21 protein-coding genes are annotated in these 24,525 nt (G+C 69.7%); 10 read left to right on the top strand and 11 right to left on the bottom strand.

Annotated features, from left to right (window positions below):
• Positions 1–55: 55 nt before the first annotated feature.
• On the bottom strand, positions 56–1,570 hold the full coding sequence (locus tag ABH920_RS07710; protein ID WP_370348163.1) for a CoA-acylating methylmalonate-semialdehyde dehydrogenase: 1,515 nt from the start codon (positions 1,568–1,570) through the stop codon (positions 56–58).
• Positions 1,571–1,786: 216 nt separating this feature from the next.
• On the opposite strand from ABH920_RS07710, the gene ABH920_RS07715 reads away from it, so the two are divergent.
• Positions 1,787–2,194, top strand: a complete 408-nt coding sequence (locus ABH920_RS07715; protein WP_370348164.1) for an SgcJ/EcaC family oxidoreductase — start codon at positions 1,787–1,789, stop codon at positions 2,192–2,194.
• Positions 2,195–2,245: 51 nt separating this feature from the next.
• On the opposite strand, the gene ABH920_RS07720 is transcribed toward ABH920_RS07715, so the two are convergent.
• The 6 genes from ABH920_RS07720 to ABH920_RS07745 all read right to left on the bottom strand — a co-directional run bounded on the left by ABH920_RS07720 (position 2,246) and on the right by ABH920_RS07745 (position 9,612).
• Positions 2,246–3,625, bottom strand: coding sequence for an NAD(P)/FAD-dependent oxidoreductase (locus tag ABH920_RS07720; protein ID WP_370348165.1), 1,380 nt, complete (start codon positions 3,623–3,625; stop codon positions 2,246–2,248).
• Positions 3,626–3,736: 111 nt separating this feature from the next.
• The gene (locus ABH920_RS07725) at positions 3,737–4,543 is read right to left on the bottom strand and encodes an ABC transporter permease (RefSeq protein WP_370348166.1); all 807 of its coding nucleotides are present in this window, start codon (positions 4,541–4,543) and stop codon (positions 3,737–3,739) included.
• Positions 4,543–5,502, bottom strand: coding sequence for an ABC transporter permease (locus ABH920_RS07730; protein WP_370348167.1), 960 nt, complete (start codon positions 5,500–5,502; stop codon positions 4,543–4,545). Before ABH920_RS07730 ends, ABH920_RS07725 begins: the two co-directional genes overlap by 1 nt.
• Positions 5,499–6,662 (bottom strand): ATP-binding cassette domain-containing protein, encoded by a 1,164-nt coding sequence (locus tag ABH920_RS07735; RefSeq protein ID WP_370348168.1) that lies wholly within the window; start codon positions 6,660–6,662, stop codon positions 5,499–5,501. Before ABH920_RS07735 ends, ABH920_RS07730 begins: the two co-directional genes overlap by 4 nt.
• 65 nt (positions 6,663–6,727) lie before the next feature.
• Positions 6,728–8,020: a spermidine/putrescine ABC transporter substrate-binding protein gene (locus ABH920_RS07740; protein ID WP_370348170.1), complete on the bottom strand. Its 1,293-nt coding sequence runs from the start codon at positions 8,018–8,020 to the stop codon at positions 6,728–6,730.
• A 116-nt stretch (positions 8,021–8,136) separates the two neighbouring features.
• Positions 8,137–9,612, bottom strand: coding sequence for a gamma-aminobutyraldehyde dehydrogenase (locus tag ABH920_RS07745; protein ID WP_370348171.1), 1,476 nt, complete (start codon positions 9,610–9,612; stop codon positions 8,137–8,139).
• A 441-nt stretch (positions 9,613–10,053) separates the two neighbouring features.
• Between ABH920_RS07745 and ABH920_RS07750 the strand changes: the two genes are divergently transcribed.
• The 7 genes from ABH920_RS07750 to ABH920_RS07780 all read left to right on the top strand — a co-directional run bounded on the left by ABH920_RS07750 (position 10,054) and on the right by ABH920_RS07780 (position 17,130).
• Positions 10,054–11,703: a PucR family transcriptional regulator gene (locus ABH920_RS07750; protein WP_370348555.1), complete on the top strand. Its 1,650-nt coding sequence runs from the start codon at positions 10,054–10,056 to the stop codon at positions 11,701–11,703.
• Positions 11,700–12,350: a class I SAM-dependent methyltransferase gene (locus ABH920_RS07755; protein WP_370348173.1), complete on the top strand. Its 651-nt coding sequence runs from the start codon at positions 11,700–11,702 to the stop codon at positions 12,348–12,350. The genes ABH920_RS07750 and ABH920_RS07755 overlap by 4 nt, the downstream gene beginning before the upstream one ends.
• 67 nt (positions 12,351–12,417) lie before the next feature.
• Positions 12,418–12,897, top strand: coding sequence for a peroxiredoxin (locus ABH920_RS07760; protein ID WP_370348174.1), 480 nt, complete (start codon positions 12,418–12,420; stop codon positions 12,895–12,897).
• Between the two features lie 22 nt (positions 12,898–12,919).
• Positions 12,920–13,417 (top strand): NUDIX hydrolase, encoded by a 498-nt coding sequence (locus ABH920_RS07765; protein WP_370348175.1) that lies wholly within the window; start codon positions 12,920–12,922, stop codon positions 13,415–13,417.
• A 13-nt stretch (positions 13,418–13,430) separates the two neighbouring features.
• Positions 13,431–14,234: an NAD-dependent deacetylase gene (locus ABH920_RS07770; RefSeq protein ID WP_370348176.1), complete on the top strand. Its 804-nt coding sequence runs from the start codon at positions 13,431–13,433 to the stop codon at positions 14,232–14,234.
• A 64-nt stretch (positions 14,235–14,298) separates the two neighbouring features.
• Positions 14,299–15,177 (top strand): helix-turn-helix domain-containing protein, encoded by an 879-nt coding sequence (locus tag ABH920_RS07775; RefSeq protein WP_370348177.1) that lies wholly within the window; start codon positions 14,299–14,301, stop codon positions 15,175–15,177.
• Positions 15,178–15,249: 72 nt separating this feature from the next.
• Positions 15,250–17,130: a beta-galactosidase family protein gene (locus tag ABH920_RS07780; RefSeq protein WP_370348178.1), complete on the top strand. Its 1,881-nt coding sequence runs from the start codon at positions 15,250–15,252 to the stop codon at positions 17,128–17,130.
• A 7-nt stretch (positions 17,131–17,137) separates the two neighbouring features.
• On the opposite strand, the gene ABH920_RS07785 is transcribed toward ABH920_RS07780, so the two are convergent.
• Both ABH920_RS07785 and ABH920_RS07790 read right to left on the bottom strand, forming a co-directional pair.
• A complete protein-coding gene (locus ABH920_RS07785; RefSeq protein WP_370348179.1) occupies positions 17,138–18,028 on the bottom strand; it encodes a hypothetical protein in 891 nt (296 codons plus the stop codon).
• Positions 18,025–18,954, bottom strand: coding sequence for an ABC transporter ATP-binding protein (locus ABH920_RS07790; RefSeq protein WP_370348180.1), 930 nt, complete (start codon positions 18,952–18,954; stop codon positions 18,025–18,027). Before ABH920_RS07790 ends, ABH920_RS07785 begins: the two co-directional genes overlap by 4 nt.
• A gap of 134 nt (positions 18,955–19,088) precedes the next feature.
• Between ABH920_RS07790 and ABH920_RS07795 the strand changes: the two genes are divergently transcribed.
• Together ABH920_RS07795 and ABH920_RS07800 are read left to right on the top strand one after the other, a co-directional pair.
• Positions 19,089–20,471, top strand: coding sequence for a sensor histidine kinase (locus ABH920_RS07795; protein ID WP_370348181.1), 1,383 nt, complete (start codon positions 19,089–19,091; stop codon positions 20,469–20,471).
• Positions 20,468–21,193: a response regulator gene (locus ABH920_RS07800; protein ID WP_370348182.1), complete on the top strand. Its 726-nt coding sequence runs from the start codon at positions 20,468–20,470 to the stop codon at positions 21,191–21,193. The genes ABH920_RS07795 and ABH920_RS07800 overlap by 4 nt, the downstream gene beginning before the upstream one ends.
• A gap of 326 nt (positions 21,194–21,519) precedes the next feature.
• Here ABH920_RS07800 and ABH920_RS07805 read toward each other — a convergent pair whose 3' ends face one another.
• Positions 21,520–22,092, bottom strand: a complete 573-nt coding sequence (locus tag ABH920_RS07805) for a hypothetical protein (RefSeq protein ID WP_370348183.1) — start codon at positions 22,090–22,092, stop codon at positions 21,520–21,522.
• An 8-nt stretch (positions 22,093–22,100) separates the two neighbouring features.
• A complete protein-coding gene (locus ABH920_RS07810) occupies positions 22,101–24,512 on the bottom strand; it encodes a ricin-type beta-trefoil lectin domain protein (RefSeq protein ID WP_370348184.1) in 2,412 nt (803 codons plus the stop codon).
• Positions 24,513–24,525: the final 13 nt, after the last annotated feature.

The following is a 24,525-nucleotide window of genomic DNA, read 5'->3' on the forward strand; positions in this document are numbered from 1 at the left end:
ACCCCCAAAGCGTCGGCCCCGCGCGAACCACCCGCGCGGGAGCCGACGCCCCACCTCACGCGTTCGTCGGGAACCCGAGGTTCACGCCGCCGTGGCTCGGGTCCAGCCAGCGCTGCGTGACGGCCTTCGTCCGCGTGAAGAAGTGCACGCCGTGCGGGCCGTAGGCGTGCGTGTCGCCGAACAGGGAGGCCTTCCAGCCGCCGAAGGAGTGGTAGGCCACCGGGACCGGGATCGGGACGTTCACGCCGACCATGCCGACCTCGACCTGGTCGCGGAAGCGGGCCGCGGCGCCGCCGTCGTTGGTGAACACCGCCACGCCGTTGCCGTAGGGGTTGCTGTTCACCAGCGCCAGGGCCTCGTCGTAGGAGGGGGCGCGGACCACGGACAGGACCGGGCCGAAGATCTCGTCGGTGTAGATGCTCATCGCGGAGGTGACCTTGTCGAACAGGGTCGGGCCGAGCCAGAAGCCGTTGCCGGTGTCGATGCCGGCCTCGGCGCCGCCGATGGCGTGCTCGCGGCCGTCCACGACCAGGTCGGCGCCGGCGGTGACGCCCGCGTCGAGGTAGGAGGTGACCTTGTCCCGGTGCGCGCCGGTGACCAGGGGGCCCATCTCGCTGTCCGGGAGGCAGCCGGGGCCGACCTTCAGCTTCGCCATCCGCTCGGTGATCTTGGCGACCAGCTCGTCGCCGATCGGGTCCACCGCGACCAGGACCGACACCGCCATGCAGCGCTCGCCGGCGGCGCCGAAGCCGGCCGACACCGCGGCGTCGGCGGCCAGGTCCAGGTCCGCGTCCGGGAGCACCACCATGTGGTTCTTGGCGCCGCCCAGGGCCTGCACGCGCTTGCCGTAGCGGGTGCCGTTCTCGTAGACGTAGCGGGCGATCGGCGTGGAGCCGACGAAGGACACCGCGTGGATGTCGGGGTGCTCCAGCAGCCGGTCCACGGCCACCTTGTCGCCGTGCACGACGTTGAACACGCCGTCCGGCAGCCCCGCGCGCTTCCACAGCTCCGCCATGAACACCGACGCCGACGGGTCCTTCTCCGACGGCTTGAGCACCACCGTGTTCCCGGCCGCGATCGCGATCGGGAAGAACCACATCGGCACCATCGCCGGGAAGTTGAACGGCGAGATGATCGCCACCGGCCCCAGCGGCTGGTGCAGCGAGTACACCTCGACGCCGGTCGAGGCGGAGTCGGTGAACGCTCCCTTGAGGATGGTCCCGATGCCGCAGGCGAACTCCACGACCTCCAGCCCGCGCGCGACCTCGCCGAGCGCGTCGGAGTGCACCTTGCCGTGCTCGGCAACGATCAGCGCGGCGAGCTCGTCCTTGTGCTGGTTCAGCAGCTCCCGGAACGCGAACAGCACCGTCGTGCGCCGGGCCACCGACGCCGCCCGCCACGCCGGGAACGCCGCCGCGGCCGCCGACACCGCGTCGTCGACCTCCTTCACCGAGGCGAAGTCCACCGATCCGGTGACGGCGCCGGTGGCCGGGTCGTGCAGATCGCCGTGGCGAGCAGTGGCGCCCTCCCACGCATGGCCGTCGATCCAGTGGGTGACGTGCTTGGTCATGGCGTTCCTTAAGGGGATGTCTGGGATGAGTTCGGCCTCAGTGATGAGTCTGCGACGGGAGGACGGGCCCGACAACGCTCAGGCTGTCAGGCGATGTGGCGAAAAGGCTGACAGCCTGGCGGATCAGGCGGATCAGGCGGATCGGCCGAGGTGCGATGAGTCCGAACCTCGCCGCCGGTATGTATCTCCGACAGATCCACCGACAAGGAGAACCCCATGTCAGACAATCGTGACGCGGACACGGCAGCGATCCAGGCGGTCCTGACCGCCTCCTACAAGGCGTGGGAAGCCGGCGACGCCACCGCCATGGTCGCCGACTACACCGCCGACGCCACCGCCATCATGACCGGCTCGCTCCGCGACAGCCGCGAGGTGATCCGCGAGAACATGGCCCTGGCCTTCCAGGGCCCGCTCAAGGACACCTCGACCTACAACAAGCAACTGAGCCTCCGTTTCGTCGGCGGCGACGCGGCGATCGCCGTCACCGAGTCCGGCATCCTGTTCGGCGGCGAGACCGCGGTCCCGGACCCCCGCAAGGTGAACGCCACCTGGGTCTTCGAGAAGCGCGACGGCCGGTGGCTGATCGCCGCGTACCACAACAGCCCGGTGTTCGCGGCCGCGTAACGAACCCCTGAACCGCCGCGTGGCGCCCCGGCTCCCCGGGGCGCCGCGCTCTCAGGAGTCGAACCCCATCCCGAACCGGTCCAGCGTCCGCAGCCACAGGTTCCGCCGACCGCCGTTGCCGTCGGCACGCCCCAGGGCGTTGCTGGTCACCGTGATCCCGAACCACTTCAACGGCTCCGGCGGGAACGGCACCGGCTTGCTCCGCACCATCTTCAGCGAGGTCCGCTCGGTCTCCGCGCCCGACAGCAGGTCGAGCATCACGTCGGCGCCGAACCGCGTCGCCCCGACCCCGAGCCCGGTGTACCCGACCGCGTAAGCCACCGCGCCGCCGTGGGCCGTGCCGAAGAAGGCACAGAACCGCGAGCACGTGTCGATGACGCCGCCCCACTTGTTCATGAACTTCAGCCCCTCCAGCTGCGGGAACGTCTCGAAGAAGTGCCCGGCCAGCTTGTCGAAGGTCTCCGGCCGCTGGTCCAGCCGCGAGGAGATCTTCGAGCCGAAGTGGTAGACCGCGTCGTAGCCGCCCCACAGGATCCGGTTGTCCGCGGACAGCCGGTAGTAGTGGAAGTGGTTCGCCGAGTCGCCGATGCCCTGCCGGTGTTCCCAGCCGATCGCCGCCATCTGCGCCTCCGACAACGGCTCGGTCATCAGCGCGTAGTCGTAGACCGGGACGATGAACGGCCGCACCCGCCTCAGCAGGCTCGGGAAGGCGTTCGTCGCCAGCGCCACCTTCGGCGCCAGCACCTCGCCGTTGTCGGTCGCGACCCGCATCCGCAGGTCGTCGCGCTCCAGCACGGAAACCGGCGACTTCTCGTGGATCCGCACCCCGAGCCGCAGGCACGCGTCCCGCAGCCCGAACGCCAGCCGCGCCGGATCGACCATCGCGCAGCCGGTCTTGTCCCACAGCCCGGCGTGGTACGTCGGCGAGGCCACCTGCGCCTGCACCGCCGCGCGGTCCAGGAACACGACGTCCTCCGACGTCTCCGCGGAAGCCAGCTCCTCGGCCTGCCATTCGGCGGTCGCGACCGCCAGTTCCCCGGAGCGCCGGAAATCGCACTCGATCCCGTAGCGCTCCAGCGTCGCCTCGATCTCGTCGAGGTTCTGGTGCCCGAGCCGCTCCAGGGTGTCCATCTCGTCGGGCCACCGGGACTCGCCGTTGTCGTAGCCGTGGGTCAGCGACGAGGAGCAGAACCCGCCGTTGCGCCCGGAGGCGGCCCAGCCGATCCGGTTCGCCTCCAGCAGCACCACGTCCCGGTCGGGATCGCGTTCTTTCGCACGCAGCGCCGTCCACAGCCCCGAGTAGCCGCCGCCGACGACGACGAGATCGGCGACCGTCCGGCCGGCCAACGCCTCCAGGGCTCCGGGGCGGTCGTGCGTGTCGAGCCAGTAGGGAGTGGGGGACGCGTCGGCCAGCAGATGGTCGTACTTCATGGTGCAGCGGCACCCTCTCGGAAAGCGAAGGGGGCGCCGGTACGACGCCCCCTAAGGTTGAATTGTATTGATTTGAGCTGTCGAAGGCCCCTCAGATCCGTCGCGGGACCCTCAGCGCGCCTTCGACGTCTTGAGCCACTTCGGCACCTCGGCGACCGCGATGCCCGCCAGCGTGACGATCAGCATCAGCGAACCGATCACGTTGACCTGCGGCGGGATGCCCTTCTGCACGGCGTTCCAGATCCAGTACGGGAACGTCACCGAGTTGCCCGCGGTCATCTCCGTGATGATGAAGTCGTCGAAGCTCAGCGCGAACGACAGCAGCGCCGCCGCCCCGATCCCGGGCGCCACCAGCGGGAAGGTCACCCGCCAGAAGGTCTGCCAGGGCGTGGCGTACAGGTCCTGCGCCGCCTTCTCCAGCATCGGGTCCATGCCGTTGAGCCGGGACTTCACCGTGATCACCACGTAGCTGACGCAGAACATGATGTGCGCGATGAGGATCGACTTGAAGCCGAGGAAGTCCACGCCGAACGTGTTCAGGAACAACGCCAGCAGCGTGGTGCCCATGACGATCTCGGGCGCCGCCATCGGCAGGAACAGCACGCTGTTGACGAACCCGCGGCCCTTGAAGCTGTGCCGCACGATCGCGAACGCGATCATCGTGCCCAGGATCGTGGCGACCAGCGTGGCCAGCAGCGCGATCTCCAGCGAGAGCATCAGCGGGTCGTGCAGGATGCCGTCGTCGAGCGGGTTCTTCCACGCGTCGAGCGAGAACTTCTCCCACTTCACGTTGTACTTGCCCGAGGGCTTGTTGAACGACATCCACACGACGACGAAGTTCGGCACCAGCAGGAAGAAGAAGATCAGGAAAGCGACGATGGCGATCACATGTTTGCGGAACCAGTTGATGACAGCCATCAGACGATCTCCTCCGTCCCGGCTCGCTTGATGTACGCCAGGGTGATCACCAGCGTGCCGACCATCAGCAGTACCGACAGGGCCGCGCCGTAGGGGATGTTGCCGCCGGTGCCGATCATCTGCTGCTCGATCACCGTCCCGATGACCTTCGTCTTCGGCCCGCCGAGCATCACCGCGTTGGTGTAGTCGCCGACCGCCGGGATGAAGGTCAGCAGCGTGCCGCCGACGATGCCGGGCAGCGCCAGCGGGAACGTGACCTTGCGGAAGGTGGCCCAGGCCGAGGCGTACAGGTCCTGGCCGGCCTCGTGCAGCCGCGGGTCGATCTTCTCCATCGCGGTGTAGATCGGCAGCACCGTGAACGGCAGGAAGTTGTAGACCATGCCGCAGACCACCGAGAACGGCGTCTGCAGCACGCTGTTGTCCGAGTACGTCCAGCCCATCCCGCTGAGCAGCGGCGTGATGTGCAGCGTGTTCATGGTGTGCACGACCCAGCCGTCGTCGGCCAGGATCGTCTTCCACGCCAGCGTGCGGATCAGGTAGCTGGTGAAGAACGGCGCGACGACCAGCGCCATCAGCAGGTTCTTCCAGCGCCCGGCCTTGAACGCGATGAAGTAGGCCAGCGGCAGCGCCAGGATCAGGCAGAACACGGTGCACATCACCGAGTACTCCAGCGACCGGACGATCTGCTGGTGCCACTGGCTCCACACGTCGCCGAAGTTGGCCCAGCGCCAGCTGAGCACGAACCCGGTGTCCATGTCGCCGGTCTCGACCGAGGTCGAGACGATCGACCACATCGGCACGATGAAGAACACCACCAGCCAGGCGATGCCCGGGGCCAGCAGCAGGTAGGGCAGGGTCGCCCGGCGCCGCCGCACGCGCTTGTCGGCGCGCAGTTCGGCCACGGTGGTCCCGGCGGCCAGCGCCTCGGCGGCCTCGTCGGCCAGTGTGGGGGCGCTCACGAGGCGGCCTCCAGGTCCGCCTCCGCGCCGGCCTCGATGTCCTGCTTGCCGTCCAGGCCGAAGCCCTGCGACGGGTCCCACGACACGACGACGTCCGAACCCGGGCGGAAGATCTGCGCGCCGTCGTTCTGCACGAACACGCCGAGCTCGTCGCAGACCGGGGCCTTGACGACGTACTGCGTGGACACCCCGACGAAGCTGGTGTCGGTGACCACGCCGCCGGTCAGCACGTTGCGGCCGTCCGGCACCTCGTCGACCGAGGCGTGGATCGACATCTTCTCCGGGCGGGCGCCGACGATGACCTCGTCGCCGGAGGCGTGGTTGCGCGCGGTGGGGATCAGCACCCTGGTGCCGTCCTCCAGCGTGACCTGCAGGTGTTCACCAACGGTTCCCGATGCCTTGCCCGGCAACAGGTTCGACTGCCCCAGGAAGTTGGCGACGAACGTCGTCTTCGGGTTCTCGTACAGGTCGGTCGGCGACCCGAGCTGCTCGATCCGGCCCAGGTTCATCACCGCGATGGTGTCGGCCATGGTCATGGCCTCCTCCTGGTCGTGCGTGACGTGCACGAACGTCAGGCCCACCTCGGTCTGGATCCGCTTGAGCTCGATCTGCATCTGCCGGCGCAGCTTCAGGTCCAGCGCGCCCAGCGGCTCGTCCAGCAGCAGCACCTGCGGCCGGTTGATCAGCGCCCGGCCGAGCGCGACGCGCTGCTGCTGGCCGCCGGAGAGCTGGTTGGGCTTGCGCGCGCCGATGTGCGAGAGCTCGATCAGGTCGAGCATGTCCTGGACCGGCTTCCTGACGTCCTTGACGCCGCGCCGCTTGAGGCCGAAGGCGATGTTGTCCTGGATGGTCAGGTGCGGGAACAGCGCGTAGTTCTGGAAGACGGTGTTCACCGGGCGCTTGTAGGGCCGCAGCCGGGTGATGTCGTGGTCCCCGATCAGGACCCGGCCGTTCGTCGGCTCCTCCAGACCGGACACCATGCGCAGCGTCGTGGTCTTGCCGCAGCCGGACGCGCCGAGCAGCGCGAAGAACGAGCCCTGCGGGATCGTCAGCGTCAGGTCCTTCACGGCGGCGAAGTCGCCGAAGCGCTTGGTGACGTTCACCAGCCGCAAATCACCGGCCACGCCGCCCGCGGCCGAGGTCTCAGTGTTCTTACTCATCTACCGCTGCCTGCCTGTCTTGCCTTCGGGGAGGGGATCGGAAAGGGGAAGGGAGGGGATCGGCATCAGCCGGTGACGTCCTTGAACTGCGAGACGTACTTGTCCAGCGTCTTGAGGTCCAGGTTCTGGAACTCGTGCGCCTTGGCCTTGGTGGCCGCGTCCGGGAAGATCAGCTGGTTCTGCAGCGCGTTCTTGTCGATCGCCTGCATCGCGGTGTCCGCGCCCTGCATCGAGGGGATGTAGCTGATGTAGTCGTCCAGCGCGGCGCCGACCTTCGGCTCCAGCATGTAGTTCATGAACTTCTCGGCGTTGGTCTTGTGGGAGGCCATGGCCGGGATGCACATGTTGTCGGCGAACCAGAGCATGCCCTCGGTGGGCACCACCCAGACGATGTTCGGGTCGCCGATCTGCGCGATGTCGCCGGAGTACGCCATGCACATGGCGTAGTTCCCGTTGGTCAGGTCGTTGATGTAGTCGTTGCCGGTGAACTGCCGGATCTGGTTGTTGTCCCGGGCCTTCTGGATGTAGGCCACGGCGGCGCTGAACTGGTCGTCGGTGAACTTCGACGGGTCCGCCCCGGTGGCCAGCAGCCCGAAGCCGACGCCGTCCTCCATCTCGGCGAAGTAGCCGACCTTCCCCTTGTACTTGGCGTCGGTCATCATGTCCTTGATGGACAGCTGCTGCGCCTGGGCCGCGGTCAGGCCGGCGGACTTGAGGTTCACGCCCATCAGGGTGAAGCCCAGCGCCCACGGCACGGTGTGCTTGCGGTTCGGGTCGTACGCCGGGTTGGCCGCCTCGGGCAGCAGGTCCTTGAAGTTCGGGATGTTCGCCAGGTTCAGCGGCTCCAGGTAGCCCATCTGCCGGAGCTTGCCGATCATCCAGTCCGAGAGCACCATCAGGTCCCGGCCGGTGTCCTGGCCGGCGGCCAGCTGCTGGTGGATCTTGGCGAAGAAGTCGTCGTTGGAGTTGACGTCCTCGGTGTAGTTGACCGTGATCCCGGTCTCGGTCTTGAAGTTGTCCAGCGTCGGCCGCTTGTTCTTGTCGTTCGGGTCCACGTCGATGTAGGACACCCAGTTGGAGAAGTTGACGATCTTCTCGGTGTCCGACTTGTCGGTGCCCTCCTTGCCCTCCGACGGGGCGGCCGAGGACGACGAGCCGGAGCCGGAGCCCGCGGCCCCGGCCGAGCTGTTCTTGGTCTTCGTCGCGCACGCGCCGAGCAGGCCGGCCGCGCCCAGACCGACGCCGGCGGCCAGGAAGCCCCGGCGCGAGGCGCCGCCGCCGAGCTGGCGCTTGAAGGCTTCAGGGAAACGGTCGGCGGAGTCGAGGAACTCCTCGCGGGACCGGGATATGTCGTTCATGCGATGGTCCGTCCTATCACCTGTGGGGCTGAACAGCGGGCGGTTGGTGCGGGTGCAGTGCGGTGGCGGTGGCGGTGCGGTGCCGGCGTGGTGGCGGTGCGCCGGCGCCGGCGATATCAGAGCTCGAAGATGGTCCGGTGCCAGGGCTTGCGGGCCACTCCGGTGAGGTCGTGCATGGTGTGCTTGACCTGCGTGTACTCCTCGAAGGAGTAGGACGACATGTCCTTGCCGAACCCAGAGGACTTGTAGCCCCCGTGCGGCATCTCGCTGATGATCGGGATGTGGTCGTTGACCCAGACGCAGCCCGCCGCGAGCTCGCGCACCGCCCGCAGCGCGCGGAGGTGGTCGCGGGTCCAGGCCGAGGCGGCCAGGCCGTAGGGGGTGTCGTTGGCCAGCGCGAAGGCCTCGTCGTCGGTGTCGAACGGCAGCGCCGTGAGCACCGGCCCGAAGACCTCGTCGCGGACGATCTCCGAGTCCTGCGCGACCCCGGTGACCAGCGTCGGCCGGTAGTACGCGCCGGCCGCCAGAGCGCCGCCGGGAGCCTCGCCGCCGACCACGATCTTCGCCCCGTAGCCGCGGGCGCGGTCCACGAAGCCGGCCACGCTGTCGCGCTGCCGGTGGGACACCAGCGGGCCGAGGTCGGTCGCGGGGTCGAAGGGGTCGCCGAGCTTGACCTTGGCGTACAGGTCCGCGACGCCGGCCACGAACTCGTCGAAGCGGCTGCGGTGCACGTACGCGCGGGTCGCCGCGGTGCAGTCCTGGCCGGTGTTGATCAGCGAGCCGGCGACCGCGCCGTGGATCGCGGCCTCCAGGTCCGCGTCGTCGAACACGACGAACGGCGCCTTGCCGCCGAGCTCCAGGTGCACGCGCTTGACCGTGCGGGAGGCGATCTCCATGACCCGCTTGCCGACCGGGGTGGAGCCGGTGAACGACACCATCCGCACCGCCGGGTGCGCCATCAGCGCCTCGCCGGCCACCGGACCGGTGCCGACGACCACGTTGACCACGCCGTCCGGGATCCCGGCGTCGGTGCAGGCCCGGGCGAACAGCAGCGCGGTCAGCGGCGTGATCTCGGCCGGCTTGAGCACGATGGTGTTGCCCGCGGCGATCGCCGGCAGGATCTTCCAGGCGGCCATCTGCAGCGGGTAGTTCCACGGGGCGATCGAGGCCACCACGCCGATCGGCTCGCGCCGGATCGCGCTGGTGTGGTCGGCGGAGTACTCGGCCGAGGCCTTGCCCTCCAGATGGCGCGCCGCGCCGGCGAAGAACGCGGTGTTGTCCACGGTGCCGGGGACGTCGAAGCCGGTGGACAGCCGGATCGGCTTGCCGGTCTGGCGCGACTCGGTCTCGGCGAACTCCTGAGCGCGTTCGTCGAGCAGCAGCGCGAGCCGGTGCAGGGCGGCCGAGCGCTCGGCCGGCGTGGCCCTGCTCCATTCGGGGTACGCCCGTTCGGCCGCCTCCACGGCCAGACCGGCGTCGTGCGCGTCACCGAGTACGACCTCGGCGACGGTGGAGCCGTCCGCCGGATTCGTGACCTGATGCACGACTCCTGACGATCCGGTCCTCAGTCCCCCGCCGATGTACTGGTGCACCACGTTCTCCCTTGACGGCTTGCAAACCTTCTGTGGGCAAGGCGGTCACCCACGTTTGAGTGAGGATCGTTACAGACATCCGGCAGAGAAACAAGGGATTCCGTCGAAGAAAATGATTCTCGCAACGAAATCGCGACCTGCCCTTGGCCTGCAGAAACCGATCCCGCGCCGCATCAGTACGGGACCGATTCGACGCAATCCCTTGCGCGGCCCGGGACGCACCTGGCAGGGTGCCTCGGCAGTGCGATCGTTCTGAACACAGTGCAAAGAACAATGGGTTAAGCACCGCGCACCGTCGCGGCACCCCGGGCGTCCCGAAGACACCACCCGCGCCATGAGCCCCGCACGTCCCCAGGAGCCACCGTGAGCAGCGCAGACCGCCCCGAGCCGACCGCCGACACACCGATCCTGGCCGACGGCGGGACCGTGCCGACCCCCTCGATGTACGCCACCCAGTACCCGACCGTCGGCGACGTCCTGCAGCTCGGCCCGGTCAAGCAGGGCGGGCCCCGGGTGGTGGCCGGCGCCGGCGGGCTGGACCGCGTGGTGCGCTGGGTGCACGTCACCGAGCTGGTGGACGTCGGCACCATCCTGCGCGGCGGCGAGCTGGTGCTGTCCACCGGCATCGCCTGGCCCGAGGACCGCGACCGGCTCGCCGACTTCGTCGCCGACCTGGCCAAGCTCGGCGCCGCCGGCCTGGTGCTGGAGCTGGGGCGCCGCTACACCGACAGCAGCCTGCCCAAGGCGCTGCTGGCCGCGGCCGAGAAGCACAACCTGCCGGTGATCACGCTGGCGCTGGACACACGTTTCGTCACCATTACCGAGGCCGTGCACGGCCTGATCATCGACGCGCAGCTGGCCGAGCTGCGCGCCTCGGACGAGGTGCACCAGACCTTCACCGAGCTCGCCGTCGAGGGCGCCTCGCCGGACGAGGTGGTCCAGCAGATCGGCCGCATGTCCGGCTGCCCGGTGGTGCTGGAGAACCTGGCACACCAGGTCCTCACCTACTCCCAGGCCGGCGCCGACCCCTCGGTCCTGCTCGACGGCTGGGAGGGCCGCTCCCGCTCGGTGCGCACCACCACCGGCCGCACCATCTTCGACGAGCGCTCCGGCTGGCTGACCACGGTGGTCGGCGCGCGCGGCCACGACTGGGGCCGCCTGGTCCTGATCTGCAACGACCCGGTCCCGGTGCCGCGCCTGTCCATGCTCCTGGAGCGCGCCGCCGCGACCCTGGCCCTGAACCGGCTGGTCGAGCGGGACCGCGACTCGCTGGAGCGGCAGACGCACCGGACCCTGCTGACCGCGATCCTGTCGCACGGCCAGCCGGCCTCCGAGGTGGCGCTGCGGGCCCGGGCGCTCGGCGTGACCCTCGACGGCCGCCGGCTGGTCGGCGTGGTGCTGCGGCTGCGCACCGCCGCGCATCCCACGGCGCTGGAGACCCAGGCCCGGCTGCGCGAGCTGACCGACCAGGCCGCGGCCGCGATCCGGGACCGCCGGCTGTCGGCGCTGATCGGCACGCTGGACGAGCACAGCGTCGGCCTGCTGCTGGCCCTGGGCCCGCAGGACCGCGAGGACGCCGCCCTGGACGGCTTCGCCGAGCGCGTCCGGCGCCTGGTCGAGCGCCCGACGTCGCCGTCCTCCGCCGACGGCTACGTCATCGCGGTCGGCACCTCGGTCGGCGCGGTGCGCGACGCGCGGCGCTCGCTGCTGGAGGCGGTGCAGGTCGCGGACGCGGCGGTCCGGCAGCCGGCCGGCCAGGCGCCGTACCACCGGCTGGTCGACGTCCGGCTGCGCGGCCTGCTGCACCTGCTGCGCGACGACGCGCGCCTGCAGACCTTCGTCGAGCGCGAACTCGGCCCGCTGCTGGCCTACGACGCCGAGCGCGGCACGGATCTGGTCAAGATGCTGAGCGTGTACGTGGAGTCCGGCCGCAACAAGTCGGCGGCGGCTGACGCGGCGCATCTGTCGCGGCCGTCGTTCTACGAGCGGCTGCACCGGATCGAACGGATCCTGTCGGTCGATCTGGATTCGGTGGAGTCGTGTCTGGCGTTGCATGTGGCGCTGCTGGCGTTGGAGGCTATAAGGCCATGAGCGCCCAACAGCCCTATGACGAAGTCGCCGAACTCTACGCCGACAAGTTCAGCGGCAGTCTGTCGAGCTATCCGCTGGAGCGCGGCCTGCTCGCCTCGTTCGCCGAGCTGGCGAAGGCGGTCGGCGGTCCGGTCGGCGGTCCGGTCGGCAGCCCGGTGGCCGACCTGGGCTGCGGGCCCGGGTACGTCACCGCGCACCTGAGCTCGCTGGGGCTGGACGCGTTCGGCGTCGACGTCTCCTCCGGCATGATCGAGCAGGCCCGGGCCCGGCATCCGGAGCTGCGGTTCGAGCTCGGGTCGATGGCCGCGCTGGACATCGCCGACGGGTCGCTGAGCGGCCTGGTGTCCCGGTACTCGATCATCCACACGGTGCCCGAGGACGTCCCCGCAATCCTCGCCGAGTTCCGCAGGGTCCTGGCGCCGGGCGGCCACGCGCTCATCAGCTTCCCGGGCACCGACGGCGCCACGCCGCCGACGGTCCCGTACGACCACACGGTCCACACCGCCTACCGCTGGTGGCCCGACCGGTTCAGCGCCCTGCTGCACGAGGCGGGCCTGGAGGAGGTGGGCCGGTTGATCGAACGCGCGGCGCCGAACGCGCCGCGGCCGTTCCCGATGGTCAATTTGGTGGCACGCCGGGAGGCCTGAAATCGGGGGCGATGGGCCATGCTGGATACCGACAAGTAACTTCGGCCCACCCACGAAGGACACGTCCATGGCCCCCACCCCCGAGCTCGGCGCCCCCGCACCCGACTTCACCCTGCCCGGCATCGTGCTGTCCGGCACCGAGGTCGAGCGGCGCGACTTCACGTTGTCCGCGCACCGCGGCAAGCCGATCGTGCTCGCCTTCTACCCCGGCGACGACACCCCGGTGTGCACCAAGCAGATGTGCGCGTACAACAACGAGCTGGAGAAGTTCACCGGCATCGGCGCCGAGGTCTGGGGCATCAGCCCGCAGGATCTGGAGAGCCATGAGAAGTTCGCGCGGCGGCACGGGCTCCAGCAGCCGCTGTTGGCCGACCCGGACAAGACCGTGATCCGGCAGTACGGCGTCGCGCTGAAGGGCTTGGGCCTGAAGCGGTCCGTGTTCCTCGTCGACGCAGCGGGCGTGCTGCGCTGGAAGCACGTCGCGACCTTCGGCCTGACGTTCCAGCCGGTCGCGACGCTGACCGAACAGATCGCCGCGCTCGCCTGAGGCGGCAACTAATCTGAGGGGCATGCCGCTGCCCGAAGGCCCTTACGCACGCCACACCGCCCGCGTCCTGCTGATGAACAAGGAGGACCGCCTGCTCCTGTTCAAGTACCAGGACGGCAGGCGGTCCCACACCTGGTTGACCCCGGGCGGCGGCATCGACGACGGCGAGACGGTGGACGCCGCCGCGGCCCGTGAACTGTGGGAGGAGACACGCCTGGTCGTCGCGCCTGAGGAGCTCGGCGGCCTGGTCGCAGCCACCGGCGGCTATGCCGACTTCGGGTGGAAGAAGGGCACCTTCCGCGAGGACTACTTCTTCCACCGCGTGGACACACGCGACATCGACATGAGCGGCTTCACCGCCTACGAGCGCAAAACCATCTCCGAGTACCGCTGGTGGTCGATCGCGGACCTGGAGGCCACCGACGAGCGGATCGTCCCCTGGGGCCTGGCGCCGCTGCTGACCTCGATCCTGCGCGACGGACCGCCGGAAAACCTCGTCGAGTTGCCGTGGCATCACTGACTACGCTTTTTCCATGACCACCGACTGGCGCAGCCGCAAAGGCCCGATCGGGATGCTCACCGGCGCGGGCATCAGCACCGACTCCGGTATCCCGGACTTCCGGGGCCCCACCGGGGTGTGGACCAAGGATCCGATCGCCGAGCTGCTGTCGACGTACCAGAACTACGTCGCCGACCCCGAGCTGCGCGAGCGCTCGTGGCTGGCGCGGCGGGACAACCCGGCCCGGCACGCGGAACCCAACGCGGCGCACAAGGCGCTCGCGGAGCTGGAGCACTCGGGGCGGTCCGTGCGGATCATCACCCAGAACATCGACCGGCTGCACCAGAAGGGCGGGTCGTCGCCGCGCAAGGTGATCGAGATCCACGGGAACATGGCCGACGTGGTCTGCATCCGGTGCACGTACCACACGACGATGGACGCCACGCTGGAGCGCGTCGCCGCCGGCGAGGCGGATCCGCCGTGCCCGGTCTGCGGCGACATCCTGAAGGCCGCGACCATCATGTTCGGCCAGAACCTGGACCCGGCGACACTGTGGCAGGCCGAGCAGGTGGCCGAGGCCTCGGAGATCTTCCTGGCCATCGGCACCTCGCTGCGCGTCGAGCCGGCCGCGTCGATGTGCGAGGTGGCCGTGGCGCACGGCGCCGACCTGGTGATCGTCAACAACGAGGAGACGCCGTACGACCACCTGGCCACCGAGGTGATCCGGGACCCGATCGGCGAGGCCGTGCCGCGGATCGTCGCCGAGCTGATCGCGGCCGGGAGCCAGCCCGGGAGCCGGAAGCCGGCCGAGGAGCCAACCGGGGAGCCGACCGGGTAGCCGACCGGAGAGCTGGGTTAACCGTGGATTGACGCGAGGTTGCGCACCCCGGAGCATATGACGCGTGAACGTGCCCCGGGACGACGAGCCGGCGGCGGCCGGGGAGGAGCCCTGGCAGCCGCCGGTGTCGGAGTACGCGGTCTACATGACGCCGGCCGAGGAGCACCGCCGCCTCGGCCTGGCGCTGTACGGCGCCGGCTGGCACACCATCGCCGAGCACGGCATCCGCTGGGACGCCCGGGTCCTGAACTGCTACGCGCTGCACCTGGTGACCCGCGGCTCGGGCTGGATCGAGTGGGGCGACCGGCCGCGCACCCGGCTGCCGATCAAGGCGCCGGCGGCGTTCTGGCTGTTCCCCGGCCTGGTGCACTCCTACCAGCCGGACGCCGGCGGCTGGACCATCACCTGGGCCCTGTTCGACGGCCCGGCGGCGGCCGGCTACGAAAGCCTGGACTTCCTGTCCCGCACCTCCCCGGTGGTCCCGCTCGGCGACGCGCGCCCGGTGCGCGAGCTGTTCCGCGAACTCCTCACCGTGGTCCGCACCACCGGCCCGCACTACGAGGTGTCGGCCGGAATCCTGGTGCACCGCCTGATCACCGCGGTCCGCGACAACGGCCCGGGCCTGCGCGAGTCGCGGGCGGTCCGCGCGCTCACCGAGCACGCCACCGACCCCGTCGCGCTCCAGGACCACGCCACGCGGCTCGGGCTGACCGTGACCCAGCTGCGCGAAGAGGTGCGGCTGGCGACCGGATCGACGCCGAAGGAGTACATCCTGCGGGTCCGGCTGTCCAAGGCGAAGGACCTGCTGGCCGCGACGGACCAGAGCGTCGTGCAGGTGGCGCGGGCGGTCGGGTACGACGATCCGGCGTACTTCACGCGGTTGTTCACGCAGCGCGTCGGGCTGTCGCCGACGATGTTCCGGCGCGGCTCGCTGTCGGCGTAGCCCCACAAATATCCAAGAACGACTCAGCAAGATCCATGGCCGCCCGCCCCCGGCGGCCCCGATCATCGCTGAGTGGCACACGAGCGCGTACTGACCGTCGAGGGCGGCAGGTTCCTGCGAGGCGGCCGGGAGCACCGGATCATCTCGGCGGCGATCCACTACTTCCGGATCCACCCGGAGCTGTGGCGGGACCGGCTGGAACGGTTGCGTGCCATGGGCTGCAACACCGTCGAGTGCTACGTCGCCTGGAACTTCCATCAGCCGGCGCCCGGACCGGCGCGCTTCGACGGCTGGCAGGACGTCGCCGGGTTCATCCGGCTGGCCGGCGAGCTCGGACTGGACGTGATCGCGCGTCCGGGTCCTTACATCTGCGCCGAGTGGGACTTCGGCGGGCTGCCGGCCTGGCTGCTGGCCGATGAGAACATGCGGCTGCGCACCACCGATCCGGCCTACCTGGCGGCCGTGGACCAGTGGTTCGACCAGCTGATCCCGGTGCTGGCCGAGCTGCAGGCGACCCGCGGCGGACCGGTCGTGGCGGTGCAGATCGAGAACGAGTACGGCAGCTTCGGCGACGACCCGGACTACCTCGGCCACCTTCGCAAGGGCCTGATCGAGCGCGGCGTGGACACCCTGCTGTTCACCTCCGACGGCCCGCAGGACCTGATGCTGGCCGGCGGCACGGTGCCGGACGTGCTGGCCACCGTGAACTTCGGGTCGCAGGCCACTGACGGCTTCGCCACCCTGCGCCACTTCCGGCCCGACGACCCGCCGGTGTGCATGGAGTTCTGGAACGGCTGGTTCGACCACTTCGGCGAGCCGCACCACACGCGCACGCCGGAGGACGCCGCACGCACGCTGGACGAGATCCTCGCGGCGGGTGCCTCGGTCAACTTCTACATGGGCCACGGCGGCACCAACTTCGGGTTCTGGGCCGGCGCCAACCACTCCGGCGTGCTCAGCGGGGATGCGGGATATCAGCCCACGATCACCAGCTACGACTACGACGCGCCGATCGGCGAGGCCGGCGAGCTGACGCCGAAGTTCCACCTGTTCCGCGAGGTGATCGCGCGGCACCTCGGGCTGCCGGAGGTTGGCCTGCCTGAAGTCGGCCTGTCGGAGGCTGGCCTGTCGGGTGCCGGTCTGCCCGCTGCCTCGCCGCGCCTGAAGCCGCAAACCGTTGCCGCGCCTCGGATCGCGGGCCTGCGGGACCGGCTGGACGTGCTGGCGACGGCACCGGTGCGCCGCCCGACGCCGGAGTCGATCGAGAAGCTGGGCCACAGCTTCGGCCTGATCCATTACCGCCGCCGCATCGAAGGTCCCGCGCGTACCCACACGCTGCGGATCGAGGGCGTCCGCGACCTCGCGCAGGTCTTCGCGGACGGAAAGCTGCTCGGGGTGTTGGAGCGTGACAAGCCCGAGCAGACGCTGGATCTCCAGATCCCGGGCGGGGGCCTGGATCTGGAGATCCTCGTCGAGCCCTTCGGGCGGGTCAACTACGGCCCGCACCTGGCCGATCGCAAGGGCCTGATCGGCGGCGTGCGGCTGGACCACCAGTTCCAGTTCGGCTGGGAGCACCGGGTGCTGCCGCTGGACGACCTGTCGGGGCTGACCGCCGCCGATGATCAGGACTCCGGGATCGCAGCGACGCCGACCTCGGGCCCCGCATTCCACCGCGCCACGGTCACCGTCACCGAGCCGGCCGACGGCTTCCTCGCCGTCCCCTCCACGGCGCGGAGCCTGGTCTGGCTCAACGGATTCCTGCTCGGCCGGCTGTGGGACCGCGGTCCCCAGGTCACGCTCTACGCCCCGGCGCCGCTGTGGCGCTCTGGCGAGAACGAGATCGTGGTGCTGGCGCTGGAGCCGACAGCGGGTGTTCAGAGCCTGGATATAGAACTGCGCGACGAGCCCGATCTCGGCCCGCTCGCGCCGCCCTACACTCACGCGGACTACTGAGGTTCCCTCAGGCGTCCCGCTTCTTCACCACCACCAGCGCCACCACCACCGAGATCACGACCCACCCCGCGTACACCAGCCACGCGTGCATGTCGCTCGCCGGCCACTTGCCCAGCGTCTGGTTCGGGTCCTTGTGCCAGAACGTCAGCGTGTCCTCGGAATCGCCGGGGAACAGGTGGCTGACCTCCTTGACCCAGCGGTACTTGTCGCCGCCGAAGAAGGCCGGCAGCAGGAACAGGAAGGCGACGACGGCCACGATCGAGGCCGTCGCGTTGCGGATCAGGGCGCCGAACAGCATGCCGATCAGCGCGCAGACCGGGACCACCAAGGTGTAGGCCGCGATGGCGATCTGGGCGTTGTGGTCGGTGATGGAGACGCCCACGTGCCGGCTGGCGACCATCGCCTGGCCGCCGAGGAACGAGACCATCGCGACGATGAAGGCCAGGACCGTGGTGATGGTGCACAGCACCGTGATCTTCGCCGCGACCACGCCCCCGCGCTTCGGGACCGCGGCGAAGGTGGTGCGGACCTGACCGGTCGAGAACTCGCCGAACATCGTCAGCGCGCCGATCGCCGCGCCGCCGAGCATCATCAGCTGCACCGCGATGCGCGACAGGGAGCGGAAGATCGGGTCGTAGACGAAGTGCCAGTGATAGCCGTTCGGTGCCACGCCGTCGGGGTGCGCCAGGTTCTGGTCCAGGTACTGCAGATCGGAGCGGACCCCGTTCAGGTTGATGAAGATGGTCGCGGCCGCCGCCACCAGCAGCACCAGCCAGGTGGAGCGCAGCGAGGCGACCTTGATCCACTCCATCCGGCACAGGTCGCGGAAGCGCGGCTTGGGTTCGCTCGGGAGCCGCGCGGAGACAGGGGTCTGCGATGCGGCGGTCAGGGTGCTCATCGGGCTTCTCCTGCGGCGTATTCGACGGCGGTCGCGGTCAGTTCCATGAACGCCTTCTCCAGCGAGGCGTTCTGCGTGGCCAGCTCGGCCAGCATGATGTTGTTGCGCCAGGCCAGCTCGCCGATCCGGGCCGCGGTCAGGCCCGAGACGGTCAGACCCGGGACGGTCGGGCCCTCGCCCCCGGCGGCGGCCTGGACCTCCGCGCCCTCGGCGGTGAGGATCGCGGCCAGCGCGGCGGACTCGGGCGCCTGCACCAGAACGGTGGCCCGCGAGCCGCGGCGGGAGAAGTCGGCCAGCGTCTCGTCCGCGATCAGCGCGCCGCGGCCGATGACCACCAGGCGCTGGGCGGTGTGCTCCATCTCGGACATCAGATGGCTGGAGACGAACACCGTCCGGCCCTCCCTGGCCAGCCGCTGGAACATCTCGCGCACCCAGCGCACGCCCTCCGGGTCCAGTCCGTTCAGCGGCTCGTCGAACAGCAGCACCGGCGGGTCGCCGAGCAGCGCGCCGGCGATGCCCAGGCGCTGCTTCATGCCCAGCGAGTAGCCGCCGATCCGCTTGCGGCCGGCCTCGGCGAGCCCGACCTCCTCCAGCACCTCGCCGACCCGGCGCAGCGGGATGCGGTTGCTGACGGCCAGCGACTTCAGGTGGGCCACGGCGGAGCGCCCGCCGTGGATGTCTTGCGCATCCAGCAGCGCGCCGACATGGCGCAGGCCGCGGGGCCGGTCGGCGAAGCGCAGGCCGTCGATGGTGACCGTGCCGGAGGTCGGCGCGTTCAGCCCGAGGATCATGCGCAGAGTCGTCGACTTGCCGGAGCCGTTGGGGCCCAGGAAGCCGGTCACCGTCCCGGAACGGACGGTCACGGTCAGGTGGTCCACGGCGGTCTTGTCGCCGTAGCGCTTGGTGAGGTCAGTCAGCTCGATCACGGGGATCACCCTGCCGGGGCGGCGCGTAGTCGGGCATCGGCCGGGGAGCGGCAATGACGAGGGCGGACTGTGGCCCCGGGATGTAAGCCCCTGAGCCGATGCGGCCACCCCGGCGGCTGTCTACGATCTTGGGCATGGAGACGACGCGACGCGGCCAGTGGCTGACGGACAGCCTGTTGGTGGCCGTTTACTTGGCGCTGATCGCGTCGGTCGTGCCGTATCTGCGGGAGTACCACACGGCGACGGTTTCCACCGGGATAGGCAGCCCGGGGAACTGGATCCTGCCGCCGGGCGAGGTGCTGGTCAACACGACCTACCGCGCCGACGGCTGGCAGCGCTCGCTGCCGGCGCTGTGCACGATCATCCTGCTGCCGCTGTTCCGCCGCCGACCGCTGGTGTTCGCCGCCGTCACGAGCGTCGCGCAGGTATATGTCGGGTCCGTGTACGCCCCCGGCGACGCCCGCTACGCGCTGCTCATAGCGGTCGACATGTGCCTGGCGTCCATCGCGCTGGCCTGGCGGCGCCGTACGTCCGTCAAGGCCGCGCTCCTCATCCTGGCCGGCGGCATCACCGCCGTCGCCGCTTTCCCGCCAGGCGCCTCGGATCTGATGCCGACCCACGTGGTCGTCATCACCTTGATGACCATGGTGTCCTGGCTGCTCGGCAGCTCGACGCGGGAGCGCCGGGCCGGCGTCGTCCGGCAGCGCGCCGACGCCGCGGCCCAGGCCGTGGCACACGAGCGGCTGCGGATCGCCCGCGAACTGCACGACATGATCGCGCACAGCATCGGCATCATCGCCATCCAGGCCGGCATGGGGAACCGGGTCATCGGCACGCAGCCGGTCGAGGCGCAGAAGGCGCTGCGCGCGATCGAGGAGACCAGCCGGGACACGCTGTCGCAGCTGCGGCGGACGCTCACCGCGCTGCGGCAGGGCGAGAACACCGACACCCCGACCGATCCGGCGCCGGGCCTGGCCGACCTGGACAAGCTGGTGGCCTCGACGAAGCACGCCGGCGTGCTGGCGATCGTCGAGCAGATCGGCATGCCGCGGCCGCTGCCCGGCGAGATCGACCTGGCGGCGTACCGGATCATCCAGGAGTCGGTGACGAACGTGGTGCGGCACTCCGGCGCCCGGACGTGCCGGGTCCGGGTGGAGTTCCAGGAGAGCGCGGTGGCGATCACGGTCGCGGACGACGGGCACGGCGTGCTGGGCTCCGGCGGCACCGGCTTCGGCCTGGTCGGGATGCGCGAGCGGGTGAGCCTGGTGCACGGGACGTTCAGCGCCGGGCCCCGGGTCGGCGGCGGGTTCCTGGTGAGTGCCACACTTCCGGTGCCGGGAGGCTTCGAGACGACATACACGTCCAGCACCATCGCGCAAAACAGCGACACCGGCCCCGACAGCGACACGGGCCCCGACACAGATCGCACCCTCGACTCCGATCGCCCCCGCGACACCGATCGCAGCCTCCCCGGCGCCCGACCCGCGCCCGACCCGAACCCGGCGGTGACCCCGTGACCCTCGACCAGCCCGGCGACCTGAGCGCCGACCCCACCGCCGAGCGCACCCCGATCCGGGTGATCCTGGCCGACGACCAGCCGCTGATCCGCACGGGCCTGCGGGTCCTGATCAACGACGCCCCGGACATCGAAGTCGTCGGCGAAGCCGGCACCGGCGCCGAAGCGGTCCGCCTGGCCGCCGCGCACACCCCGGACGTCGCCGTGATGGACATCCGCATGCCGGAAATGGACGGCATCGAGGCCACCCGCCGCATCACGGAGTCCACCGACACCACCCGCGTCCTGATGCTCACCACCTTCGACGACGACGAGTACGTCTACCCGGCGCTCCGAGCAGGCGCCAGCGGCTTCCTGGTCAAGGACATGGCCCTGGACTCCATCCTGGACGCGGTCCGCGTCGTGGCCTCCGGCGACGCCCTCATAGCACCGAGCGTCACCCGCAAACTGATCGCCGAGTTCGCGGTCCGCCCCGAACCCCCCGGCACCGCACCGAACCGAGGCAACAAGAACCTCCTGGACGGCGTCACCGAACGCGAACGCGAAGTCCTGACCCTCGTCGGCCGCGGCATGTCGAACAGCGAGATCGCCGAGGAACTGTTCATCAGCGCGGCCACGGCCAAGGCGCACGTGGCGCGCCTGTTCACGAAGCTGGCGGCGCGGGACCGGGTGCAGCTGGTGATCACGGCTTACGAGGCGGGGTTGGTGGCGCCTTCGCGCTGATGCGGCAGGCGGCTCGCGATCGCTGGCGGCTCGCGATCGCTGGCGGCTGGCTGCTGGCTTGCTGGCGGCTGGCGGCTGGCGGCTGGCGGCTGGCGGCTGGCGATCGTGGCAGCTTGCGGCTGGCTGCTTGCGGCTGGCTGCTGGCTGCTGGCTGCTGGCTGCTGGCTGCTGGCTGCTGGCTGCTGGCTGCTGGCTGCTGGCTGCTGGCTGCTGGCTGCTGGCGATCGTGGCAGCTTGCGGCATCAGTTGGCTAGTGGCTGGCTGCGGGTAGCTCGTGGCTCGTGGTTCGTAGCTCGTGGCTCGTGATCCCTACACCGATCACCCGCTCAAAGCGCCGCGCCCATCACCTTCGGCATCTGCTGCTCCGCGATCTGCTTGCACACCGCCGCCGATGCCCCCGGCGCGGTCCCCTTCGCCATCGGCACCGTGAGCATCACCTCGGCGTTGTTCTTCACCTGCTCGACCGTGCACGTGCTCGCGGCGAAGTCCAGCGATCCGTAGGCGATGTCCGGCGTCAGCGTCGTGAGCTGGTTGTGCCCGAAGATGTCCCGCGCCCGCCACGCGCCGTCGTGGACCTGCTTGTCCGGGTACTGATTCGTGGTCAGCGGGTCCATGGTGCTCTTCTGGTACAGGTCCACCTCGACGAAGGTCACGCCGTCCGCCGTCTCGCACCGGATGTTCGTGTACGCCGGGTCCAGCCCGTGGAAGGGCGCTGCGTGCGTCACGTTCTGCGCGACGTGGAATGTCGGCTTACCCTGCACCGCGCCGGCGAGCTTGTCACACGTCGGCAGCGCCGTGTAGTCGCTCGTCCCGCCGCCGCGCAGGAGCAGCGCGGTCGTCGTCCCGGCTACGGCCAGGACGACGACGGCGCCGACGATCCCCCATGTTTTAGCGCTCACTCACCGGATTATGGCACCGTCCACTGCTGGTTAACGCCGTCGTTGCAGTCCCAGATCTCCAGTTGCGTGTAGTTCGCGGTGTTGAACGCCGGGTCGTCCAGGCACTTGCCGGATCCCACGCTCACCAGCTCGCCGTTCGACTGCGGCACCCACTGTTGGTTCGTCCCGCCGTTGCAGTCCCACAGCTCCACCAGCGTGCCGTTGGCCGTGTTGTTGCCGGTCACGTCCAGGCACTTGCCGCTGGCCCCGTTGAGCTGCAGGTAGCCGTTGGCCCAGAACCAGTTCTGCGCCGCGCTGTTGTTGCAGTCGTACATCTGGACGTGGGTCCCGTCGGCCGTCGAGCCGGCGTTGTCGTCCAGGCACTTGCCGGCCTCCGCCGACGGAACCGGGCCCAGGTGCACGACCTGCGAGGAGCCCGGCGTGATGGAGAAGTTCGAGAACTCGTCCGTCTGGTACCCGGTCACGCCGAGCCCGGCCTGGCCGTTGGTCCAGGTCCCGTCGTTGACGCTGCCTACGGCGTTGCCGTCTACCGACGCGGTCAGCGTCGAGCCGTTCAGCTGGAAGGCGACCGTGTGCCACTTGTTCAGGCCGAGCGCGGAGGTCGTCCCGCTGGCCAGCGTCGTGAAGTTCCACGCGGTGTCGCTCTTCACGATCGACCACGCACCGGAGTCGCTGACCCGCAGGTGGTAGGCGTTCAGGCCGTTGTTGTTCGTGCCCTGCAGGTTCGCGCGGCCGATCAGCTCCACGCTGCTGGACTGCTCGAACAGCGCGTCGGTCTTGACCGTGTAGTTCGACCAGGTCTGGTCGCCGATCAGCGTGTACGGCGCGTCGTACGACTCGCCGGTCCAGCGGATCGGCTGGTACGCCGCCATCTGCCGCAGGCACGACCCGGAACGGCCGCCACCGCACGCCGTGGTCGCGAAGGCCCCGTTCATGTCCGAGAAGTAGAGCGGCGAGGTCGTGGTGGCCGGGGTGTTGAAGTTGTTCGTGTACGGCAGCGGCATCGCCGACGCGGCCGGCGGCGACGTGACGCCCTTGCCCTGGCCGGTCGTGGTGGTGAAGGTGTAGACGTAGCCGGGCTGCAGGGTCACCGTGTAGGACCCGCCGGACGGCGTGACGTCACCGCTGTGCACGAACCAGTCCGAGGAGCTGCCGGAGTTCACGTTGGTCTGCCACACGTGCACGGCCCCGGTCGACAGCCCGCCGGCCACGTTCACCGTCATCGTCTGCGCGGCCGTGGCGTCCATGGTCTCCACCACGGTGCTGTAGTCGCTGCCGTTCGACGACTTCAGCGACACGTAGCTGCCGTTGGCCCGGTTCCCGCCGAGGAACCCGCTGCCGGAGTCCAGGTACTTCCAGCCCGGCGCGGTGAACTGCGAGGTCTGCGCCATGACCCAGGTGGTCTTGCCGATGTAGTAGTTCCCGGACCACGGCTGGTTCGCGATCCCCAGGCCCTGGTCGGCGTAGTGCAGGTTCGGGTAGATCGCGGACACCAGCGGCCAGTTGATGTACGCGGTCATCTTGCCGTCGATGTAGTCCCGGTTCAGGGCGCGCGCGACACTCGGGGCACCGAACGTGGAACTGCCGTCCGTCGACTCCGAGCCGTTCTCACTGGCCCACAACGGCTTGTTGAGGTTCAACGCGTTCTGCGTGCTGTTGCACGACAGGAAAGCGCTGCCGTAACCGCAGGGGTAGTGGACGCCGACGACGTCCACGGCGTTGTTGAAGCTCGAGTCCGAGGTCATGCTGTCCGCGACGTTCCACTGGTCGTCGGCCGCGACCACCTTCGTGGACCCGTAGCCGTGCGAGTTCAGCGCGCTCTTGAGGTTCTCGTACCAGCCGGTGTTGTAGCCCTTCTCGTTCCAGCCGCCGAGGTAGTCGACGGTCAGGTTGTGCTGGGCCGCGCAGCCGAACCAGTCCATCAGATAGTTGATGGTGTCGGTGGACCAGAAGCCGCCGTTGATCCAGCCCGGGGCACCCCAGGCCAGACCGTAGATCTTGATGTTCGGGTTCCGGGCCTTGGCCTGCTCCGCGAGCCACCACTCGTAGCCCTGGTTGCAGTCCACGACGCCACGGCTGTGCTCGTGCGAGGCCTCGGCCCCGTCGGTGGAGTTCGTGTCACCGCCGATCTCGATCTTGAGGATCTGCAGCGAGGCCCCGTACCCGGGCTTGAACAGGTAGTCCAGGATCTGACTGCGCTCGGGCTCGGGGTAGTCGACCAGCAGGCGGGAGTTGCCCCCGCCGCCGCTGATCGCCCCGATGCCGTCGAAGGTGCGGCCCGTGGAGCCGCCGTCGACGGTGACGGCGGTGGAGGTGGCCGCGTGCGCCGCCGGGGAGGCGACGGCCCAGCCGGTCAGGACGCTGAGGAGGAGGATGAAGACGGCGGCGAGCGCGGTGCGTTGTCTTGCAGCGGGGGACATGAGCACGCTCCAA

The sequence above is a fragment of the Catenulispora sp. EB89 genome (genome assembly GCF_041261445.1).
In the GTDB taxonomy this organism is placed as follows: Bacteria; Actinomycetota; Actinomycetes; order Streptomycetales; family Catenulisporaceae; genus Catenulispora.

Excerpts from the sequence above, each read along its gene's own strand:
- ABH920_RS07750 (WP_370348555.1), top strand. The coding sequence starts at position 10,054 with ATGTACGCCACCCAGTACCCGACCGTCGGCGACGTCCTGCAGCTCGGC.
- ABH920_RS07765 (WP_370348175.1), top strand. The coding sequence starts at position 12,920 with ATGCCGCTGCCCGAAGGCCCTTACGCACGCCACACCGCCCGCGTCCTG.
- ABH920_RS07760 (WP_370348174.1), top strand. The coding sequence starts at position 12,418 with ATGGCCCCCACCCCCGAGCTCGGCGCCCCCGCACCCGACTTCACCCTG.
- ABH920_RS07795 (WP_370348181.1), top strand. The coding sequence starts at position 19,089 with ATGGAGACGACGCGACGCGGCCAGTGGCTGACGGACAGCCTGTTGGTG.
- ABH920_RS07710 (WP_370348163.1), bottom strand. The coding sequence starts at position 1,570 with ATGACCAAGCACGTCACCCACTGGATCGACGGCCATGCGTGGGAGGGC.
- ABH920_RS07785 (WP_370348179.1), bottom strand. The coding sequence starts at position 18,028 with ATGAGCACCCTGACCGCCGCATCGCAGACCCCTGTCTCCGCGCGGCTC.
- ABH920_RS07715 (WP_370348164.1), top strand. The coding sequence starts at position 1,787 with ATGTCAGACAATCGTGACGCGGACACGGCAGCGATCCAGGCGGTCCTG.
- ABH920_RS07755 (WP_370348173.1), top strand. The coding sequence starts at position 11,700 with ATGAGCGCCCAACAGCCCTATGACGAAGTCGCCGAACTCTACGCCGAC.
- ABH920_RS07735 (WP_370348168.1), bottom strand. The coding sequence starts at position 6,662 with ATGAGTAAGAACACTGAGACCTCGGCCGCGGGCGGCGTGGCCGGTGAT.
- ABH920_RS07720 (WP_370348165.1), bottom strand. The coding sequence starts at position 3,625 with ATGAAGTACGACCATCTGCTGGCCGACGCGTCCCCCACTCCCTACTGG.
- ABH920_RS07810 (WP_370348184.1), bottom strand. The coding sequence starts at position 24,512 with ATGTCCCCCGCTGCAAGACAACGCACCGCGCTCGCCGCCGTCTTCATC.
- ABH920_RS07725 (WP_370348166.1), bottom strand. The coding sequence starts at position 4,543 with ATGGCTGTCATCAACTGGTTCCGCAAACATGTGATCGCCATCGTCGCT.
- ABH920_RS07770 (WP_370348176.1), top strand. The coding sequence starts at position 13,431 with ATGACCACCGACTGGCGCAGCCGCAAAGGCCCGATCGGGATGCTCACC.
- ABH920_RS07740 (WP_370348170.1), bottom strand. The coding sequence starts at position 8,020 with ATGAACGACATATCCCGGTCCCGCGAGGAGTTCCTCGACTCCGCCGAC.